Consider the following 17,000-nt stretch of genomic DNA (forward strand, 5'->3'; position numbering starts at 1 on the left):
TGAGAACTAGGATTTTAATGTGCCTGACAAGATTACCAATAAGCCCTCCGCTCCTCCCAAGCAGCCAGCATTTGAGTTTGCACCTGACGAACTAGAGCAGTTTCGCGGCACCAGTTATGAATTCGTTCGCCTCAATGTGCCGAACGCGCTTGATGCGCGTGGCAGGCCCATTGGGAAGGCCCCCGGTCATGGATGGCGGACTACCGATCCGCTTGACGTTGATGACGCCAAGGAATTGCTCGACGGTGGTACGAATGTAGGCGTTCGCCTGCGTGACACCGATCTGGTTATTGATGTGGACCCACGCGCATTCGATGAGGGGGATGATCCAGTTACGCGGTTGGAGGCCGATCTTGGTATCAAATTGGACAAATGGCCCAAGGTTGAAACGGGCTCGGATGGCAGTCACTACTACATGACGTTGCCCGCTGGTACGCTCGTTCAGGATACCGTTGAAGCCTATCCCGGTATCGAGTTCAAAGCGCACGGACGCCAGATGGTAGCGCCGGGCAGCAGTCACCCTGCAACAGGCAAGCCATATCGTTGGGATCCGCTTGCCGAACCGGTTGCAGACGCTTCACCAGCTCCGATGGAGTTGCTCAATTTGATACGCCGACCTGATGTTGCTGCTTCTGTCGGTGCGGGAGAGTTTGAGCCGGAACAAATCGAACTGATGCTGACTGGTCTCGACGCTTCAAATTACCGTGACCAGAGCAAATGGCTTGAAATGATGATGGCTTGCCACCACGCATCGGCAGGAGAGGCGAGAGAAGAATTCATTGCCTGGTCTACTTCAGACCCCGAATACGCCGACGATGAATATGTGATCGGTCGGCGATGGGGCAGCCTTCATGGCGATGATGGCGGAAAACGGGTGACAGCTAAAACCCTTTTCAAGGCCTTGCATCAGGCCGGGCAGGGTGATCTGATCGAACAGGCGATACGATCTGATCCGTGTGATGACTTCCCTGACGATCTAGCTGATTTGCCGGATCACATAAGCGAGCAGCCTAAGGAAACGCTTCTCGATCGCATCAACGCCGATCGGTTCACAGTTTTGAATGGTGGCAAGTATCTGGTCGGGCGTGAGCGATATGATGACCGGATGCAGCGACATCTGGTCGAATGGAGCCCTGACGAGGCAGTGCGCAAGCACATGAATATTAAAGCCGTGGAGTCGCCAGAGGGCAAACAGATACCTCTTGGTGACTGGTGGCTAAAACATCCTAACCGTCGCCAATATGACTGGGTAACGTTTGATCCGAGCGGCAGCAAAGATAACTCAAATGTCTACAATCTTTGGCGTGGATGGGCTGTTGAACCCAAGAAGGGTAACTGGTCGCATCTTAGGAAGCTGTTGCGGGATGTACTGTGCCGTGGTGACCAGGTTAGCTACGATTATGTGATACGGTGGTGCGCTTTCATGGTTCAGCATCCTGATACACCCGCCGAGGTAGCCTTGGTTTTCAAGGGACAGAAAGGTACTGGCAAGGGAACCTTTTGCCGGTCAATCAAGGAATTAGCTGGTCAGCATGGCCGTCAGGTCGCGCAGCCCGAGCATTTTACTGGCAGGTTCAATGAGCATTTGGCCGACACAATTTTGCTGTTTGTTGATGAAGGCCTTTGGGCGGGCGATAAGAAAGTCGAAGGTATTCTCAAAAACCTTATCACCGAGCCAATTCTTAGCTTTGAAGGAAAGAACAAGCCGATCATCGAAGGGCCGAACCATCTTCATATCGTTATTGCCTCGAATGAAGACTGGGTAATTCCTGCATCGCCAGACGAACGCCGCTTCGCTGTATTCGAGACCGATGAGGAAGCTTTCAAGGCGTTGCCGAACGGGTTTTTTGAACAGTTGCGAGAGCAGATGGATAATGGTGGCCGAGCAGCGATGCTCTACGATTTGTTGGAAACGGACCTTGGCGACTGGCACCCACGGAAGGGAATTCCACAGACCGAGGCACTCGTAGCCCAGAAAGTGGAAGGCTTCAGGTCTGACCCGATTGCATATTGGTGGCACCGCATCCTCGAAGACGGGGAGTTTGGTTACCTTACTGCCGATGGATCATGGCCCGATGCGTTTGTTGTCGGCAGCGAAGGCAAGGGAGATATGCTGGACTCCTTGGGGGCCAGTGCAAAGGCCACGCGCCATCGTGCCGAGTTTTCCAAGAAGAAGGTGGCGCAGTTTCTTGGGCGCGTCGGTGTTGATGTGAATTCAAGGGACAGGAAGGGCGCAAGAGTTTGGGCTATTCCTCCCCTTGACCAGGCCAGGGCGGCGTTTGAGAAATACGTAGGCGGCAGCATTGATTGGGGTGATTGATGAGATAGGCTTAGCGGGTATCAGGGCGGTTGGACGAAAGTTCAGCCGCCCTTTTCATTTCTGACGCTTTGACACTTGTATCATTTCGATTTGACAGTTGCAGGGCCTGAAAAACGTAGCATTTACAGCCGTTTGTACACTTCTGACGCTTTTGACACTATTTAAGGCAAATTCACGCCGGCCAGAGGTTGATCGGAGTTAGGCCTAGTGGGGTAATCGGCGCCCTCCACGCAGGGGGCATGCCCTTCATCCTGTTATTTATTATTATTAAGTGTCAAAAGTGTCAGAAGTGTACAAAGCTATGAAAATAAAGGAAAAATATCTGACGCTTTTGACGCATTGTGTCTAAATCTGACGCTTTGGCTTTCGAAGCTGCCCCTTGGTCAGACGTGGTGCTCCACTCCATCCTCTCCCTCCGATCCCAAAAGGCGCGCACGCACGCATAATGCGCGCACGTATGCACGCGTAGGAGCCACCCACGGATCGAGGATTAGATTGTGTTGACACTTGAATCACAAGGGTATCAATGACTTATCCATAATACTAATTGGTAGAAACCGGAATGAGCACTGATAATATTGGAAAGCCGACAAACTCTGAGAGCAATGTTTATCTGCTAGATGAACATCGCCAGCCTTCGGTAGTCAAGGCAGCGCCGATGCCGAAACTTGGAACTAAAGAGTTCCACGACCTTGTCTTGGCTGCTCAAGAGAGTTTACGCAAAATCACGCTCGCGTCGGAACTCGCAGAGTTGCAGGTAGCTACCCCCATAGTTGTTTTCCATGTTTCGTATGGAAGGAATGCTTGGCATTCGACTTGGATTGCGCGTTATACGAAAAATACTCTGTTGCGCTCACGCGTCGAAGCCCGCTCATTTATCAGAGCGCGTCTTAAACAAGGAACGTCCTATCGAATGACAGTCATGCCCGGTTGGCACCTCGCATTTTCAGACAATAAAAGTTTTCTTGTCACCGAAATAAACACTTCTGAACCGTTCAAGCGGCTCGCAAATCCCGCCTTCGCTCGAAAGGGTATCACCAAGCGAGATGCATTGAATTTGCTCAAGCCGGATTCAGAAGTCTGGAAAGCTCCGATCCCAAGGCATGATAGCATAGTTGTGCAAGAGACAAAACGTCCGGCGTCGGATTTCATGACTTGGAGTGAACGAACCGAACATCCGTCACAAGTTGGAACTCCGGGTCGCTACAAGCGCACAATTGTGGGTAATCAATGGTGGATGTCTTTCGACAAAGGATTAACCGATTATGACATCTCGTACTTTGAGGCTATTTTAGAAAAACTCGAAACTTAAAGTTTGTTGGCATCTCATGTGCAAACCCGCGCGGCATACGCCCGCAATGGCTGGATCACCTAAAAAGCGAGCAAGACGGGAACGCATGGCGGCGGCTGATCCACTGGATGAGCCGGCGAAGGCCAATCAGCCGCCACTGGATGCGATCCCATACAACAAGCTGACACTGACCGATAACGGACGCGAAGCTGTCGCACGGGCACTTCTGGACGGATATGCCCGAAACCAGATCGCCAAAGCACTCGGCACGACTGTCGCCACCTTGCGCCGGATTATCAATGACGACCCGGTTTTGACTGATGCGGTTGATTGCCGCAAAGATGTCGAGGAACAGGAGTTGCGCGAGATCCTGATGTCTCAAGCCCGCATGGGCGATACCGTGGCCGGAATCTTTCTGGCTAAAGCGCAGTTCGGCTGGCGCGATCGCGACGACACCAAGGTCAAACTAGAAACCGATGCGGGCGGGGGTGTCCTGGTTGTACCCGGCACCATGCCACTTGATGAGTGGAGCCTTGCTGCGGCACGGCAACAGAAACAGTACCGGGAAGCAAGTAATGAGGTTCAGGGCCAATTAGCCGATGCTCGCCGAGAAGCAGAACGCCAAGATCCGGTACGGACCGGCACACCCGGTATCGAAGGGCTACGGCTTCGCAAGCCAACCAAGGGCGAATTGCCCAACTGATTAGAAATCTGGTGGGGCGAGGAAGGGAAGGCTAACGCTTCTAGCAACTTGGCCTTCCCAACTACCCGGAAGCCCCGGATTCGGCACCGGCGTTCAGCCCTCGGTCCTCACCCGCGCCTCCCTATCCGTTGGAATAGTAGGGTCATCTCGCCGCATCATACTTCGATACCAAGCAATCGACTCGCGACTGGTCTTTGCGTGTGGGAATTTTGCCAGCACTTTCTCAAGTACTGCCTCATTAGTAAGGCCTTTGGCGATTTCGGCTTCCGCCAGCTTGCCTACTGTATTGCCCCAGTGCTCTTTTAGGAGGTAGCTATTGATCGCCTCACGAGCCGCATCCGAGAGGCCAATTCCCATGTCCTCGGCAATTTCTTCCAGTCCTATATACTGGTCTTCTTGAAGACTGACCGAGATGCGCTTCAGCTTCCTTCCCGGCGACGGCTTTTCGTTACTCATTAAAATTCTCCAAAATTAGACGTACTTGGCTGCCACAGACGTTATCGGATGCCTTCGGTCTTGACAAGCGTCTTGCGACTCGACTAGAGGGGCTTCACCAGACGGATGTGGCAGCCACTGGTGTCCATTGAAGCCACGATACAAGCAAGGAAAAATACTTATGACAAATGTAAACATTCGGGCTTTGCCCGGTCAGAAATCCGACGACTTCACTGATGTTGTGATCCGAGTATCGGACGACACAATGTTGCATGGGTGGAAGATCTTCGAAAAGCTCATCAAGGACTCGCCTGACTATTGTCACATGGTGGCGGAAGGGGAAAATTCCCCCGAGTTTCATTTTGATGAAGACGAACTCAAGTTACTGGCGGGGGCATTCTTAGCCTCGTCAGAAAATCTGCCAGCTGGCCCTCACGAGTATCTCAGGTGGATTGATGCCTCCGACAGTGAATTGTCCGGTCGCCAGTACATTGACGAGTTTGTGGCACAGCGCATCAAAGCCGATTGTAAAGGCATTCTGAGTCAACTGGATAATGAAACGCTGGAAGGTCTCGGTGAAAGAATAACTGCTTTCAAGCATGAGAGAGCTGAATGGCTGGCGCAGATTGCAGCGGCAGGTAGCGTAGTGGAAACGATCAAGCAGGTTGAGTGCGAGAAGGCAATGGCTGGCGCCAGTACGGCCGAAGTTTGCGAAGCATTGCTCGACACATTCGATGGCGATGATCTCATGGATATTATCTCCGCTATCGGACATGTTATAAGAAAGGCCGCCTGACAAACAATCGGCGGTTAAACTCGCTGAAAGTTCAACCGATCCAAGCCTATGTCCGTCGCGGTCGACCCAAAACACCGCGGCGGACACCGTGTCGGCTATTCGCTGGTACGAAATCGCTCCCGGTAAGCGCATTCATCAATTCGTGTTGAGTTCGAAGCGAATGCGCTTCGCCCAAGGTCTGCAAGTGGCGGGCCGCTGACCTGGCGTGTGCCGGGCATGGTCGAAAACTGAAGCCTTGAGCGCGATGCTTGAACCTTTTGAGGAGTAGAACATGCCCACACCCACTGCAAAACTCGGCGCCGCTTGGATGGATGATAATGACATCCGCCACGCCGTTGCCAAAGTCCAAACCAACCGCAATCAGCACGATGCCTTGCTTCGCAAGATGAAGCAGAAACTCGATATACATGCCGATAGCGTGAAACGTTCCCTGTCCGATGTAGGACTGCCCAACACCAAATCGATCATCAACAAGTCAGTTTCCAGCCGACGCGGGGAATTTGTTCGCGAAAGCGCTGACACCCGCAAGGCGTACATGCGGGAACTGGCGGAAACGGCCGAGCGCGTAAAATCTGCATCGAGCCATTACCGCTCGCCTATGCAGATGCTGATGCGTTCGACACTGGGCAACGAAAAACGTAGCCGGCTGATGCAGCAAATCGAACATTCTGGCCCAGTTGAATTAGCTAGCTTAGCCGAATTTGCCGCTGCCAAGTGCGATGGGGATTTGGCCGCTGCCCTGTGCAGCAAGGTATCCAGCATGAAGGTCGGCGACCGGCCCTTCAGCCCGAACGATCTAGCCGATGTGATTTGCGGGGAATTGCACAGAGAATTGAGCCAGGCATTGGTCGAATGCGAACGACGAGTACTTGAGTCTCTTCAAGCCGACACCGAATTCGAAACCGGAAAGTCTAACGCCCAGCGCGCCATACAAATTGCTCTCCTCAAAAAGCGCGAGAGTGAAATCGGCGCCTACGACCCCGATGATGAAGCCGAAGCCTTGGCTGCATAAGTAATATCCCTCCTATAAATCAAAGGAATTAGGCCATGGCCATTTTCGCATTCTACCCCGTTGAAGCCGTTAACCGCCGTGCAGACGGTATCAATTTTGTTATAGCCGAAGGTGTTGATGAGGCTGCAGCCCGTTCTGCCGCCTCCGCGCTGGTCGGTGCGTCCAATCTATCCGTTTGGACTGCTGTATCGGTTGAAGCGGGCATGGACCCAGTCGCTGTCGAAGGCATGCCGGTTGGCGCCTCTGACAGCATCACTTGGCCAACCCGCACGCGCGGCAATGCGACGCTCGGCGCATGACCCGGCATCTCGACTTGAATGAGTTTGAGGACCTTGAGCCGGAAGTCATTTTTGAAGGTCATCGCCGCTTGAGGGGCTATCAGGCAATCGACCTTCACGAGGCAATCGTGCTGTTCGGTTGGCGGAGCCATGTAGATCTCATGCCGATCATTGCCAGAGATCGCATCATTCTCTTGCTCAAGTATCTCGGTTATCGCGAAACATGGGCAGGGGAGGTTGGCGAGCCTACGTTTGGCCTAATGTGGCTGCGTGATCCTTGGCCGAGTGACGCTGCCGCGCTGAGCGGCATTCCTTCTTGCCAGGTTGAAGAATGCCACTGACCTTCAACTATGTTGAAATATAGGCCCGACCGGCGCTCCCGGTCGGGCCTTTTTGCGCCATGGTCACCGCTGAAGGAGATGATCATGCAAAAAGATGCCTGTAAATTCACCGGATTGCATCGTTACAGACTCTCGGTGACAGAAAGCTGCCGATCATGTGGTCACGGCCGCCGAACGTCTAGAACGAGCCGTATGGCATTATGGCTGGTTCCGGCTGGACTGTGGACGAATGCAATCCTGTTGCTTGCTGTGCTGGCTCGCTGATGATGAATTGGCCAGTTAGAACCCGAGCCGAGCGAGTTTGTTTATTTCTTGTTGCAGCTTTTCAACCGATACGTGAAGTTGGTCGGCCCGGGGCAGTGTCAATTCGTTCAGGACCCGAAACGCCACACGTTCATCGATCACATCAATCAGTTCGGTTCTCAGTCGCTGTCTGCCTAAGTAGCGTACTCGGTGGATTTCAACTGTGCCGCTGAAGCTCTCGCCTGTGTAGCTTGGTCCATCGAGTGCATGAGCAAACGCTGCCAGCCGAGCGCGATCCAGCCCGGAATATTCTTCAACTTCTGCGGGTCCCCGGCCGGACGCCCGCTCTCTATGAACTTCGTATATGGACCGGTGCATTTCGTTGCCGGTGGTGGAGGAACCTTTTGAGGACTTCATACTTTTCCCTTCTCAATAGTGAGCCTGGGATCAGCAAAGCGTTGCTGGAAATAATAATGGAACCTGCGAACTCTTATTTTGGCCTAGTCCACGCCGTTCGTCGATCTAATGTCGGCGATCAGCTTTTCTAGAGATTTTTGTTGTACTGACGCCTCGTTGCCAGTCTCTCGAATGAAGTTTGAGCCAAATCCGGCCGATGAAAGAGCCCGGCAGCGGGTATCCCAGAATAAGAAAGTATCTCGCACCTGTTCAATTAGTTCTTCGGTTGTATCGATGTGCTTAGGTAGGCTTGAAATGAGTTCCATGTCGGCTTTCTCACGATTGAGCGCGTCCAGTAGCATGGCCTCGGCTGTGGATTTGTCGATGCCCATCATAACAGCCTCTCGAGTAGCGATACTGGAAATTTCGCTAGCGATGCCATCTCCGTCGTTAACATCAAATCCCATTCGCTTGCAGCTTTGGATTGATGTGAGTGTCTTAGCTACTTCGGTCGCATATCCACCAAACCTGATGTAATCACTATTCTGAGCAATACTTGGTACGGGCATGGCGACTAAAATCGTGGCAGCAGCTAGGTTGAAAATGTGCTTCATCGTTCATTCCCCTGTCGATATCCCAACAATCGGGTATTTAGTCCCTAAATCCTGCCGCGAAGAGATAGTCTTGTCCACTAATGGATTGAGAAAAGTTCGTGGGTGCAAACGTGCACAGTTTACAGGTCGAGCGGAAGCTAACTCAAGAGCACCTTGCACATGCTGTGGAAATTGATCGGACCTACCTTGGTGGAATCGAACGCGGACGCCGGAACCCCATTGTTGCAGTTGTCGGACGCATTGCATAAGCTCTTGCGGTAACGCCCGGCGCACTTTTCGAAGAAAACTAAAATTTCACTTCGACATGTATTGGAGGTCTTTTAGTGTGCTACCAGAATATACTTTTCCGGCTTTAAACCATTTTCGGGTGCGCACATGGGATTTGATGTACACCCGCCTAAATGGTTCGCTTGCTGCTCGGTATTCAGCTGTGGTGTTTTTATGATGTGCATCAAGGAGCTTGGAAACCACATCAGCGGTCACTTTTCCTAAGCGAACGGGTACCGCATTGCCTATCTGTTTATATTTTTCTGAAGTCTTGCCACAGAAAATCCAGTTGTCCGGAAATTCTTGGATGCGCGCATATTCCCTTACTGACAATGCTCTAACCTCCTCGGGGTGGCAGAGAGAAGTGCTAGCATGGTTTGGCATTGTCACGAGGGTCGGACATGGGAAATCCCAACTCAATCTGCGCCACCAACCAGATCGTCCACCTTTAGCGTACCAAGCTTTTCCCATTGATTCTTGCTGAACTTTTTCTGGCAAGGATCGCCAATTCCCACCCTCTGGAACTAATGCAAGGAACCCTTTCTTGCGTGGGCTAAAATCCATGACTTCTCTATCATTTTCCCGTAGGTCGCCAATTGCATCTCTTAACGATGTCCATGGCTTTAGCATTTTTTGTGGTTCGAACATTAGCTGCGACTGATCGTTTGGGGTTTCGACACCATAGCTTGGTTGCGGATATTCCACCTCAACGTCGAACGAATTGCCGATAAAAATAACACGTTCTCGGATTTGGGGTGCTCCGTAATTTGCGGAGTTCACTTCAAAAGCGTCAACGTGATAAGCCCCATCAGTTTGTAGTCCGAGGTCAGCTATGAACTTTGAAATTACGGAGCCAGGTTGTTCGTCATCCAATAGCTGCGCGCCTCCATTCTCTGGGCGCTCGGCTATTGATCGATGTTTCATTGCAGCAGACATTAAGCCACGTACGTTTTCCATCACAAAGACTTTTGGTCGAAGTGCTTCCACAAAGTCTAAATAGCGCCAAAGCAGAGTGCCTCGTCGATCTTCAACGGACTGGCGACGGCCCGCTGTACTGAAAGATTGGCATGGTGGGCCTCCCACAAGCAAATCCAGTTCACCAGAGCGAATACCAATCTTTTCCATTAACTCCGTGGGAGAAATTTCAAACAGGTCGCGGCAGAAAACCTCTGGGTTTCCGGCAAAATTTCCTTTTTCTGCATTCGCACGAATAGTATCGCAGGCTGCTTCGTCAAACTCAACGCAGGCAAGTATCTCAAAGTCGCCTTGTAGTTCGAAGCCTAAATCCATGCCTAAAGCACCAGAGAAAAGTGAAACTACCGATTTTTTTCTGGACACTGACAATAGGTTATGCCTCCTAGGCTGCGGATCTCATTAACATGGAATCAAACTTTGGCCGCAACTGTACGCTACGATTTTTCAACCTTCGCTCCTTCGGTGCCGCTAACGCTGCTTGAAGTTCAGGAATTCCTTCGTTTAACAACTTCTCCTCAACATGCGAACCGATTTGTTCGTGTTGCTGAATTGGAAGCTGCATTAGAGGCGCGGATGCGTCAAATCAATGCGCGTTCACCGGCCATTGATGGAAAGTCGACCAACCCCTTTGTACTTGCGGCATACGCTCACCTTTTTGACGTTCATAACCTAAAACAAGTCGACGACATTGTGGCAGCGGCAAAGGTGTTTTCGAGCATCGAAACAGCAGCAGGTCGAGTAGTCGAAGATGTCATTCCTCCATTTTATGATTGGACTCAGATTGACTCGCCAGGTCACACTGTTCTTTCTGAGATCGACAGTGCAAGGGTTGTGGGTGACACAGTTGAATTAGTTGCCCTCAAAAGCGGTCCCATGTGCATCAACGACTCCATGGTTTCTCAAATCGCCAACGCTGTTGCCTCGCATTGGGTAGAGTGGAGTGATCATTGGGAGGTAGACACAGTAAGATATATTGTGGGTATGAATTATTCGACAGCGAAAAATAGCAATAAAAAGGACTGGCACATCGTAAGGCTTGCGCAGGAGCGACTAGAGCAACAAGGTATTAACATTACAAGCAGTTGCTCGGTTAAGCAGGGCAAACGCCCACTGGCTGTGCCCTATTTCGAAGCCGAAGAGAATGGAAAAACGCTGAGGGTTGAAACGCTGCAAGGTAGAGCCCTGTGGGCTCATATTGGTGGTGGAGACGATACATTTTTAGAAATATGTTGGGCAATGGCAAAGTGCCTAAAAGCTTTACCCGTGCCAATCGCAAGCCAATTTACGACAGGCGAAATGAAAGATATTGTTGAGTTTGCAGACCGGATAGATGTGCCGGATATTTCAGAAGCAGAAAAACAGTGGCTTGTGCTTTTTGCTAGGCACTTTGTGGATAAATTGTTTGTTGTGTGACAAATGTCCAGTTTCAAATTGATGACACTGGCTAATTAAATACGGTGTCTATTCGGTACTTGTCAGCCACGCGCCACCTGTCAAGCAGCATAAAAGCTACTCAAGGCCCTGTTATATAAGAGAAAAATGGTAGACGCTGAGGGGTTCGAACCCACGACCCGCTGATTAAGAGTCAGCTGCTCTACCAACTGAGCTAAGCGTCCACTACAGGGGCTATATAGGGCCGTATTTCCGGAACGCAACCGGTTGGTTTGTTATTTTCATCCAAAAGCGTTGCCGCTTTTGCCGGGATTGCGTTCGATCGACATCAGGATGCCGACGCAGATCATGATCGTCATCATGGACGACCCGCCGTGACTCATGAACGGCAGGGGAATGCCGACCACTGGCGCCAGTCCCATCACCATCATCAGGTTGATCGCGACATAGAAGAAAATCGTCACCGTCATGCCAGCAGCGGTGAGTTGGGAAAAACGGGTTTTCGCCTTCATTGCGACGCCAAGGCCCCATCGGAACAGCAAAAAGAAGCAGAAGAGCACCACTATGCCGCCCATCAGGCCCCATTCCTCGGCCATGGTGGCGAAAACGAAATCGGTATGCCCCTCCGGCAGATAATCGAGATGGCTCTGGGTGCCGTTCAGAAAGCCCTTGCCGAACAGGCCGCCGGATCCGATCGCGATTTTCGACTGGCTGATATGGTAGCCGGAGCCGAGCGGATCATTTTCCGGGTTGAGAAAGGTGGTCACGCGCCGCTGCTGATAATCTTCCAGTGCAAAGAAATAGGCCAGGGGAGCCAGCACCGCGACCGCTGCCGCGCCACCGATGAAGAGGCGCAGGGGCAGGCCGGCGAGAAAGGCAATGGTCAGCGCTCCGGTGACCACGGTGATCGTCGTGCCCAGATCAGGTTGCATCAGGATCAGGGCGCAGGGCAGGGCGAGCAATGCGAACAAGGGCCAGATCGCACCCCATGTCCTGATCTGGGCGGGCGGCAGCAGGTCATAGAAGCGGGCGACCGCCAATATGATGGCAACTTTCATCAGTTCCGAAGGCTGCAGCCGGATGAAACCGAGGTTGAGCCAGCGCTGGCTGCCGCCCCCGACCGCCCCGATCAGTTCAACCCCGACCAGCATGAGGACAACGACGATATAGATCGGGAAAGCCATGGCTTTCCAGAAGGATTCCCGGAAACGGGAGAGCACGATGGCCATGCCGGCGAACAGGGTGAAACGGACCATGTGCAGGCCCGCCCAAGGGGTCAGGCTGCCACCGGCTGCGGAATAGAGGACGATGAAGCCGAAGCTGGCCAGAACGAACAGCAGAAAGATCGTTTTCCAGGGAAGCTGCGCTATCGGCGCCGGGATGAAATCACTCACCCTTATTCTCCCGAACCGGAACCGGTTTCGGAATCGCTTGCTGCAGCGTCCGTGCTGGCGGCGGCGGCGGGATTGTCCGCCATCGCCTTCTCGAGCGCTTTCCGGGCGCGATAGGCTTCCATTTTCCTGTCCATCCGTTCCTGGATTGTGCCGCCCCAGGATTTCTCCATCCCTGTCAGCACATCCATTGCTTTCTGGCGGTCATAGAGGAAGGTCAGCACGTCTCTTGCAACGGGATAGGCGGCTCCTGAGCCGCCGCCATGTTCGATGACCACCGCGGCCGCATAGCGCGGATTATCATAGGGAGCGAAGCAAACGAACAGGCCGTGGTCGCGATATTTCCAGGCGACGTCCCGGCCGCCGCGGCCAAAGTCGAGATTGACCACCTGGGCGGTGCCGGTCTTGCCGGCCATTTTGACATCATCGAGCGGCAAGCGGGCCCGTCCGGCCGTCCCCGGTCCGTTGACCACATCGCTCATTGCCTTCTGCACATAGAGAAGATGCTCGGGGTCGAGGTTGAGCGTCGGGATCGCGGGCTTCTTTTCGTCCATGATCAGGCGCGGGACGATATTCTTTCCGGTTGCGATGCGTGACGCCATGACCGCGAGCTGGGTCGGATTGACCAGCATGTAACCCTGTCCGATCGTGGTGTTGACCGTGTCATAGGCCTGCCATTCGCGCTTGTGCTTCTTGCGCAGCCAAGCCGGATCGGGAACCGTGCCGTAAAACTGGCTGGCGACCGGCAAGGGATATTTCTGTCCGAGGCCGAGCCGGTTGGCCATCAGCGCGATCGGATTGATGCCGATCTTCTGGGCGAAATAATAGAAATAGACGTCACAACTCTGATAAATGCCCTTGGCCATGTCGACCCGTCCGTGACCACTTCGCTTCCAGCAGCGAAAGCGCCGGTTGCCGACCTGCAGTCCGCCATTGCAGTTGACCGTCTCATCGGGATCAAGACCGGCTTCCAGAAAGGACAGGCCAACCATCGGCTTGACCGTCGATCCTGGCGGGAACAGGCTTTTCAGCGACTTGTCGAGCAGCGGCACATGATCGTCGTCCCGCAACATGCCATATTCGGTGACACCGATACCGTCGGAGAAGCTGTTCGGGTCGAAGGACGGCATCGAGGTCATCGTCAGAATGTCGCCGGTGAGGCAGTCGATGACCACAACCGAACCCGATTCCGGGCCCAGCCGCCGGGCCGCATATTCCTGCAGGTCGATATCGAGGGTCAGTTGCAGCGGCTTGCCGGGAACGTCGGGACGGGTATTGAGCTCCCGTACGATCTTGCCGCGCGCCGTCACCTCAACCCTTTTCGCGCCGGGCTTGCCCTGCAGATGGTCCTCGAACATCTTTTCCAGACCGTCCTTGCCGATCTTGTAGCCAGGCGTGATCAAGATCGGGTCCGGATTTTCCTTGTAATCTTCCGCCGAGGCGATGCCGACATAGCCAACCAGATGTCCGATCGCCGGGCCGCTGGGATAGTTTCGGGAGAAGCCTTGCCGCGGCGATACGCCAGGCAGGTCGGGAAGCCGGACGCTGACCGCGGCATATTGCTCTGAATCCAGACCGGTTGCCACCTGAACCGGCTGGAAGCTGCCGGCCTGTTCCAGTTCCCGGTTGATCCGCTCCAGCTCTTCCGGATCGAGCGACAGCAGGTTCGCCAGCGTGGCCACGGTCTTTTCCTTGTCGCGCAGCCGGTCGGGAATAATGTCGATACGGAAATCAGTCTTGTTATTGGCAATCGGTTTGCCGCTGCGGTCGATCAGCCAGCCCCGGCGCGGCGGGACGAGCGTGAGATTGACCCGGTTGCTTTCCGACAGCAGCTTGTAGCGCTCGTTCTCGGCCACCGAAATATAGGCCATGCGCGATGCCAGCAGCACGCCGACGCCGATCTGCAATCCGCCGATCACCGTCGCACGCCGGGTGAAAGTCAGTTCCTGCATGGCGCTGCTGATCGTTTTTGGCGGTTTCATGATGCCACCCGCCAGTTATCGATGGCTCCGATCAGCCGGGCCACGAACGGATAGAGCAGGACTGACAGCAATATTTGCGGCATCAGCAAGTCGAACCGCAGCAGATTGGATTGGAAGTCGACGATCAGCATGCCGCATATTAGCACAATTGCGATGGCTGTGGAGGCAATAAGCCAGTCCTGCCAATAATCACGGCGCACCGCTTTCCGGTCGAGCGTCTCAAGCAGGATGAAGATGACCGACCAGAGAAATGCTGCGCTGCCAAGCGGCTGACCGCTGAAAATATCGTCGACAAGACCGAGCGGGAAGCCAGCCCAGACTGCCCAGTAGCCTGGACGGATCAGCCGCCAGGCCAATATCACCAGCAAACCCATCGGCGGCAGGATCGGATAATCGGTGATGATCGGTAGCGCGGTGATCATCGAGCCAAGCACAACGGTTACCGGCGGTATCAGCTTGATCCGCAGCTGCGAGGGTTGGCGGCCAATCCGGGATTGACGGGAACGGGGCACTATTCGCCGGATTCCTCTTCCAGATCATCCACCGGATTTTCCTCGATCTGGCGAACCGTTTCGGCCTGAAAAATCGGCTGAACAATGGCATGGCTAACCTTGGCCGGATTGGCGAGGACCCGGCCGATGGCGCCGGTTTCGGTCTTGCGGATGACGACCGCTACCGGAATGCCCGGACTATAGAGCCCGCCGCTACCCGAAGTGATCAGCAGATCCCCGCCCTTGAACGGATTGGTACCGATATTGATCGGCTGGATATCGACCGTGCCGTCTCCGCGGCCGGTGGCAAAGGCGGGCAGGCTGTCACTGGCGCGCTGCACCGGTGTCACATTCTTGCTGTCCGAGACGAGCAGGACGCGGGCGGTAGAAGGGCCGGTTTCCAATATGCGGCCCACCAGACCTTCCGGCGAACGGACGGGCTGGCCTGGCTCCAGACCATTATTGCTGCCCACACCCAGCGTTGCGATGCGGCGGGCGCTCGACGCGGTCGAGCTGATCAGCCGGGCCATGGCAATGGAATCGGGAATTTCCTCATCCAGTTTCAGCAGCCGCTTGAGGCGGTCATTTTCCTGCCTGAGGGCGCGTGCTTCCAGAATTTCGATCCGGTTCTGCTCCAGTTCCTGCTGCATCTCGGCATTTTTCGAGGCCGCATTGAAATAGGCAGAAACCTGATCCCCGGCGTTTCCGGTCAGACTGCCAAATTCGGACAGGGTCTTGCTGGCTGGCGCCATCGCTTCCGCACCGATGGTGCGCAGGGCCGAAAAACCTCTGGGATCGATGAAGGAGACAAGCAAAAGAAGCAGTCCCAGAACCGCTCCCAATATGCCCAGTAAATAGCTGGCGAATATACTATATTGCGCCCGCTTGGAAAATCCTGGACGCCGATGATTTGGCGGCGCCATATCGGTTTATCCTTTCGTTTCCAGTCGTTGTTCGATCATAAATTCGATATCAGGCGGTTGTCAGGACGCCCCGGAACATCGGATCTTCCATTGCACGTCCGGTGCCGATGGCAACACAGGCAAGGGGATCTTCGGCCACTGTAACCGGCAAGCCCGTTTCATCGCTGAGCGCTGCGTCGAGGCCGGCGATCAAAGCGCCACCGCCGGTCAGGACGATGCCTTGATCGACAATATCGGCCGCCAGTTCGGGCGCGGTGTTTTCCAGCGCGATGCGAACGCCCTCGATGATTGTTCCGATCGGCTCGCTCAGCGCTTCGGCAATCTGGCCCTGGTTGATGGAAATTTCTTTCGGCACGCCGTTTACCAGATCACGGCCCTTGATATGAATCGTGTGACCGACGCCGTCGGCCGGAGCCTGGGCAACACCGAAATCCTTCTTGATCCGCTCGGCAGTGGTTTCGCCGATCAGCAGATTGTGATGGCGACGGACATAGGAGACGATGGCTTCGTCCATCTTGTCACCGCCGGTGCGAACCGAGGTGGTGTAGGCGAGGCCGCGCAGCGACAGGACCGCAACTTCCGTCGTTCCGCCGCCGACGTCGACCACCATCGAACCGATCGGTTCGGTGACCGGCATGTCGGCGCCAATGGCAGCCGCCATCGGCTCCTCGATCAGAAAGACCTGGCGGGCACCGGCGTTGGACGCGGCATCGCGAATGGCGCGGCGTTCGACCGAGGTCGAACCGCTGGGAACGCAGATCACGATTTCGGGATAGCTGAACAGCTTGCTCTTGCCGTTCACTTTCTGGATGAAATGCTTGATCATCTGCTCGGCGACATCGATATCGGCGATCACGCCGTCGCGCAGCGGGCGGATGGCTTCGATGCTGTCCGGCGTCTTGCCCATCATCATCTTTGCGTCATTGCCGACGGCCTTGACCTTTTTCACGCCATTGACGGTTTCGATCGCGACAACCGACGGCTCGTTGAGCACGATTCCCTGGCCACGCAGATAAACCACAGTATTCGCGGTGCCGAGATCGATCGCCAAATCTTGCGAACGGAACTTGAACAGATTTTCAAACATATTTTTGTCCGTAATTTCTTGTAGTTGCAGGCTTAGCTGCGACAATTAAACCAAGCGATAGTC

18 protein-coding genes and 1 tRNA gene are annotated in these 17,000 nt (G+C 54.1%); 9 read left to right on the top strand and 10 right to left on the bottom strand.

All coding sequences use genetic code 11. The features are described from left to right. Nucleotides 1-19: 19 nt before the first annotated feature. The 3 genes from BOSE62_RS03860 to BOSE62_RS03870 all read left to right on the top strand — a co-directional run bounded on the left by BOSE62_RS03860 (nt 20) and on the right by BOSE62_RS03870 (nt 4,314). Nucleotides 20-2,320, top strand: coding sequence for a DUF5906 domain-containing protein (locus tag BOSE62_RS03860; RefSeq protein ID WP_159642234.1), 2,301 nt, complete (start codon nt 20-22; stop codon nt 2,318-2,320). Between the two features lie 562 nt (nt 2,321-2,882). Beyond that, nucleotides 2,883-3,632: a hypothetical protein gene (locus BOSE62_RS03865; protein WP_159642236.1), complete on the top strand. Its 750-nt coding sequence runs from the start codon at nt 2,883-2,885 to the stop codon at nt 3,630-3,632. A gap of 85 nt (nt 3,633-3,717) precedes the next feature. Continuing rightward, nucleotides 3,718-4,314, top strand: coding sequence for a hypothetical protein (locus BOSE62_RS03870; RefSeq protein WP_159642238.1), 597 nt, complete (start codon nt 3,718-3,720; stop codon nt 4,312-4,314). Between the two features lie 93 nt (nt 4,315-4,407). Here the strand turns inward: BOSE62_RS03870 and BOSE62_RS03875 are convergent, their stop codons facing one another. Further along, complete coding sequence (locus BOSE62_RS03875) at nt 4,408-4,770, bottom strand: ribbon-helix-helix protein, CopG family (protein WP_159642240.1); 363 nt, start codon at nt 4,768-4,770, stop codon at nt 4,408-4,410. A 160-nt stretch (nt 4,771-4,930) separates the two neighbouring features. Here BOSE62_RS03875 and BOSE62_RS03880 point away from each other — a divergent pair, with 160 nt between their 5' ends. The 4 genes from BOSE62_RS03880 to BOSE62_RS03895 all read left to right on the top strand — a co-directional run bounded on the left by BOSE62_RS03880 (nt 4,931) and on the right by BOSE62_RS03895 (nt 7,176). Continuing rightward, nucleotides 4,931-5,545: a hypothetical protein gene (locus tag BOSE62_RS03880; RefSeq protein ID WP_159642242.1), complete on the top strand. Its 615-nt coding sequence runs from the start codon at nt 4,931-4,933 to the stop codon at nt 5,543-5,545. A 271-nt stretch (nt 5,546-5,816) separates the two neighbouring features. Then, nucleotides 5,817-6,557, top strand: a complete 741-nt coding sequence (locus BOSE62_RS03885; protein ID WP_159642244.1) for a hypothetical protein — start codon at nt 5,817-5,819, stop codon at nt 6,555-6,557. Between the two features lie 35 nt (nt 6,558-6,592). Then, entirely contained in the window at nt 6,593-6,856 is a 264-nt protein-coding gene (locus tag BOSE62_RS03890; protein WP_159642246.1) for a hypothetical protein, read from the top strand. Continuing rightward, nucleotides 6,853-7,176, top strand: a complete 324-nt coding sequence (locus tag BOSE62_RS03895; RefSeq protein WP_159642248.1) for a hypothetical protein — start codon at nt 6,853-6,855, stop codon at nt 7,174-7,176. Before BOSE62_RS03890 ends, BOSE62_RS03895 begins: the two co-directional genes overlap by 4 nt. Nucleotides 7,177-7,455: 279 nt before the next feature. Here BOSE62_RS03895 and BOSE62_RS03900 read toward each other — a convergent pair whose 3' ends face one another. Together BOSE62_RS03900 and BOSE62_RS03905 are read right to left on the bottom strand one after the other, a co-directional pair. Continuing rightward, a complete protein-coding gene (locus tag BOSE62_RS03900) occupies nt 7,456-7,836 on the bottom strand; it encodes a hypothetical protein (protein ID WP_159642250.1) in 381 nt (126 codons plus the stop codon). 83 nt (nt 7,837-7,919) lie between these two features. Continuing rightward, nucleotides 7,920-8,429, bottom strand: a complete 510-nt coding sequence (locus tag BOSE62_RS03905) for a hypothetical protein (protein ID WP_159642252.1) — start codon at nt 8,427-8,429, stop codon at nt 7,920-7,922. A gap of 110 nt (nt 8,430-8,539) precedes the next feature. Here BOSE62_RS03905 and BOSE62_RS17600 point away from each other — a divergent pair, with 110 nt between their 5' ends. Next, the gene (locus tag BOSE62_RS17600; RefSeq protein WP_443028819.1) at nt 8,540-8,677 is read left to right on the top strand and encodes a helix-turn-helix transcriptional regulator; all 138 of its coding nucleotides are present in this window, start codon (nt 8,540-8,542) and stop codon (nt 8,675-8,677) included. Between the two features lie 46 nt (nt 8,678-8,723). On the opposite strand, the gene BOSE62_RS03915 is transcribed toward BOSE62_RS17600, so the two are convergent. Beyond that, the gene (locus BOSE62_RS03915; protein WP_201295633.1) at nt 8,724-10,034 is read right to left on the bottom strand and encodes a DNA cytosine methyltransferase; all 1,311 of its coding nucleotides are present in this window, start codon (nt 10,032-10,034) and stop codon (nt 8,724-8,726) included. A 54-nt stretch (nt 10,035-10,088) separates the two neighbouring features. On the opposite strand from BOSE62_RS03915, the gene BOSE62_RS03920 reads away from it, so the two are divergent. After that, complete coding sequence (locus BOSE62_RS03920) at nt 10,089-11,084, top strand: hypothetical protein (protein WP_159642256.1); 996 nt, start codon at nt 10,089-10,091, stop codon at nt 11,082-11,084. Nucleotides 11,085-11,211: 127 nt separating this feature from the next. Here BOSE62_RS03920 and BOSE62_RS03925 read toward each other — a convergent pair. The 6 genes from BOSE62_RS03925 to BOSE62_RS03950 all read right to left on the bottom strand — a co-directional run bounded on the left by BOSE62_RS03925 (nt 11,212) and on the right by BOSE62_RS03950 (nt 16,937). Continuing rightward, nucleotides 11,212-11,287: transfer RNA gene (locus BOSE62_RS03925), tRNA-Lys, on the bottom strand. 57 nt (nt 11,288-11,344) lie between these two features. After that, on the bottom strand, nt 11,345-12,457 hold the full coding sequence (rodA, locus tag BOSE62_RS03930; RefSeq protein ID WP_159642257.1) for a rod shape-determining protein RodA: 1,113 nt from the start codon (nt 12,455-12,457) through the stop codon (nt 11,345-11,347). 2 nt (nt 12,458-12,459) lie between these two features. Then, a complete protein-coding gene (mrdA, locus tag BOSE62_RS03935; RefSeq protein WP_159642259.1) occupies nt 12,460-14,436 on the bottom strand; it encodes a penicillin-binding protein 2 in 1,977 nt (658 codons plus the stop codon). Continuing rightward, nucleotides 14,433-14,948 (bottom strand): rod shape-determining protein MreD, encoded by a 516-nt coding sequence (gene mreD, locus BOSE62_RS03940; protein WP_159642261.1) that lies wholly within the window; start codon nt 14,946-14,948, stop codon nt 14,433-14,435. The genes mrdA and mreD overlap by 4 nt, the downstream gene beginning before the upstream one ends. Beyond that, the gene (mreC, locus tag BOSE62_RS03945; protein ID WP_159642263.1) at nt 14,948-15,850 is read right to left on the bottom strand and encodes a rod shape-determining protein MreC; all 903 of its coding nucleotides are present in this window, start codon (nt 15,848-15,850) and stop codon (nt 14,948-14,950) included. The genes mreD and mreC overlap by 1 nt, the downstream gene beginning before the upstream one ends. A 49-nt stretch (nt 15,851-15,899) precedes the next feature. Then, complete coding sequence (locus BOSE62_RS03950; RefSeq protein WP_089132514.1) at nt 15,900-16,937, bottom strand: rod shape-determining protein; 1,038 nt, start codon at nt 16,935-16,937, stop codon at nt 15,900-15,902. Nucleotides 16,938-17,000: the final 63 nt, after the last annotated feature.

It is taken from the genome of Sphingorhabdus sp. 109 (assembly GCF_902506555.1).
In the GTDB taxonomy this organism is placed as follows: domain Bacteria; phylum Pseudomonadota; class Alphaproteobacteria; order Sphingomonadales; family Sphingomonadaceae; genus Parasphingorhabdus.

Excerpts from the sequence above, each read along its gene's own strand:
- BOSE62_RS03870 (WP_159642238.1), top strand. The coding sequence starts at position 3,718 with ATGGCGGCGGCTGATCCACTGGATGAGCCGGCGAAGGCCAATCAGCCG.
- BOSE62_RS03880 (WP_159642242.1), top strand. The coding sequence starts at position 4,931 with ATGACAAATGTAAACATTCGGGCTTTGCCCGGTCAGAAATCCGACGAC.
- mreC (WP_159642263.1), bottom strand. The coding sequence starts at position 15,850 with ATGGCGCCGCCAAATCATCGGCGTCCAGGATTTTCCAAGCGGGCGCAA.
- BOSE62_RS03890 (WP_159642246.1), top strand. The coding sequence starts at position 6,593 with ATGGCCATTTTCGCATTCTACCCCGTTGAAGCCGTTAACCGCCGTGCA.
- BOSE62_RS03865 (WP_159642236.1), top strand. The coding sequence starts at position 2,883 with ATGAGCACTGATAATATTGGAAAGCCGACAAACTCTGAGAGCAATGTT.
- BOSE62_RS03900 (WP_159642250.1), bottom strand. The coding sequence starts at position 7,836 with ATGAAGTCCTCAAAAGGTTCCTCCACCACCGGCAACGAAATGCACCGG.
- mrdA (WP_159642259.1), bottom strand. The coding sequence starts at position 14,436 with ATGAAACCGCCAAAAACGATCAGCAGCGCCATGCAGGAACTGACTTTC.
- BOSE62_RS03875 (WP_159642240.1), bottom strand. The coding sequence starts at position 4,770 with ATGAGTAACGAAAAGCCGTCGCCGGGAAGGAAGCTGAAGCGCATCTCG.
- BOSE62_RS03895 (WP_159642248.1), top strand. The coding sequence starts at position 6,853 with ATGACCCGGCATCTCGACTTGAATGAGTTTGAGGACCTTGAGCCGGAA.
- BOSE62_RS03885 (WP_159642244.1), top strand. The coding sequence starts at position 5,817 with ATGCCCACACCCACTGCAAAACTCGGCGCCGCTTGGATGGATGATAAT.
- BOSE62_RS03950 (WP_089132514.1), bottom strand. The coding sequence starts at position 16,937 with ATGTTTGAAAATCTGTTCAAGTTCCGTTCGCAAGATTTGGCGATCGAT.
- BOSE62_RS03905 (WP_159642252.1), bottom strand. The coding sequence starts at position 8,429 with ATGAAGCACATTTTCAACCTAGCTGCTGCCACGATTTTAGTCGCCATG.